Consider the following 1,864-nt stretch of genomic DNA (forward strand, 5'->3'; position numbering starts at 1 on the left):
GGCGATGCTGCTGGAGGGCCTGGACTGGCGCACGCCGACGCCGAGCTGGAAGCCCGAGATCGCGGTGTAGCCCCTTGCGGCGACGCGGCGGCGTCCGGGACGATTCCGGCGTGACGCCGCACGCCGACAGCGCGCTGCCCGAGGATCCCGCCGCGCTGATGGCGGTGATCGCGGCGCTGCGCGGGGAGCTGGCCGAGGAGCGCACGGCCCGTCGCGCAGCGGAGCTCGGCCTGCAGGCCAGGACGCTGGAGGCGGAGCGGCTGCGGGTGCAGATCGCGCGCCTGCGGCACGAGCGGTTCGGGCGATCGTCGGAGCGGCTGGCGGGCGAGGTCGAGCAGCTGGAGCTGCGGCTCGACGAGGTGCTGGCCGACATCGCCGCGGCAGGCGGCGCCGATGACGCCGAGGAGGAGACCGCCAGCGGCCCGGCGCCGGAGGAGAAGGCGCGGCGCCGCGGCCGCAAGCCGCTGCCCGACAGCCTGCCGCGGCGCGATGTCGAGCACCTGCCCGCCGAGGGCTGCGCCTGCCGCGCCTGCGGCGGCGCGCTGCGCAAGGTGGGCGAGGACGTGACGGAGATCCTGGAATACCGCCCCGGCCGGTTCGAGGTGGTGCGCCACGTCCGGCCCGCATTCTCCTGCCGGGCCTGCGAGGCGATGACGCAGGCGCCGATGCCATCGCTGCCGATCGAGCGCGGCAGGCCGGGCCCCGGGTTGCTGGCCCATGTGCTGGTCTCGAAATACTGCGACCACATCCCGCTCTACAGACAGGCGGAGATCTACGCCCGCGATGGCCTGGACCTGCCGCGCGGGCTGCTGGCGGGCTGGGTCGGCAGGTCGGCCGCGCTGGCCGAGCCGATGGCCGCCTACATCGGCCGCCACGCCCTGGCAGGGCCGCGGGTCCACGCCGACGACACACCGATGCCGATGCTCTCGTCCGGCCGCGGCAGGACGCAGGCGGCGCGGTTCTGGGCCTATCTGCGCGACGACCGGCCGTTCGGTGGGCGCGACCCGCCCGCGGTGCTCTGCGAGTTCACGCCGGACCGGAAGGGCGAGCATCCGCAGCGGCGCCTGCGCGACTTCCGGGGCATCCTGCAGGCCGACGCCTATGCCGGGTTCAACGCGCTCTACGAGAGCGGCCGCGTGATCGAGGCGGCGTGCTGGACGCATGCGCGGCGCCACTTCCACGACGAGCTGCTGGCGAACGGCAGCCCGCTGGCACGCGAGGCCATCGAGCGCATGCAGCCGCTGTTCGCCATCGAGGCGGAGATCCACGGCCAGCCGCCGGAGGCGCGCCTTGCCGCCCGCCAGACCCGCTCGGCGCCGATCATGGCCGATCTGCACGCCTGGCTGGAGGCGACGCTGCGCCGCGTTTCCGGCAAGTCGGACCTGGCCAAGGCCATCCGCTACACGCTGGCGCAGTGGGGCACGCTGACGACGGTGCTGCGCGACGGCCGCGCCTGCCTGCACAACAACGCCGCCGAACGACGGATGCGCCCTCTCGCGCTGGGCCGGAAGAACTACCTGTTCGCCGGATCGCTCGAGGGCGGCAGGCGGGCCGCGATCATCTACACCCTGGTCGGCACAGCGGAACTCAACGGCTGGGATCCGCAAGCCTATCTGCGCGTGCTCCTCGACCGCATCGCCGACCACCCGATCAACCGCATCGGCGAACTCGCACCCTGGAACCTCCGGCCCGACGTCACCTGAGCCGCGTCAAGCCGCCGACACCGTAGACGTCAGTGCACGCTTACCGTCGCCGCAAGGGGCTATACGGCGATCTCGGGCTTCCAGCTCGGCGTCGGCGTGCGCCAGTCCAGGCCCTCCAGCAGCATCGCCAGCTGCGCCGTCGTCAGCGTCACCGTGCCTTC

Annotated in this window: 1 protein-coding gene; it reads left to right on the top strand. The window is 73.6% G+C overall.

Features of this window, described 5'->3' with window-relative positions; genetic code table 11:
* The first annotated feature begins 158 nt into the window (after positions 1-158).
* Positions 159-1,703 (top strand): IS66 family transposase, encoded by a 1,545-nt coding sequence (tnpC, locus tag K1J50_RS18750; protein WP_220119266.1) that lies wholly within the window; start codon positions 159-161, stop codon positions 1,701-1,703.
* Positions 1,704-1,864 lie beyond the last annotated feature (161 nt).

Source organism: Caldovatus aquaticus (genome assembly GCF_019458025.1).
GTDB classification, from domain to species: Bacteria; Pseudomonadota; Alphaproteobacteria; order Acetobacterales; family Acetobacteraceae; genus Caldovatus; species Caldovatus aquaticus.

Bases quoted from the DNA above. Each gene is read 5' to 3' on its own strand.
- tnpC (WP_220119266.1), top strand. From the start codon at position 159: ATGGCGGTGATCGCGGCGCTGCGCGGGGAGCTGGCCGAGGAGCGCACG.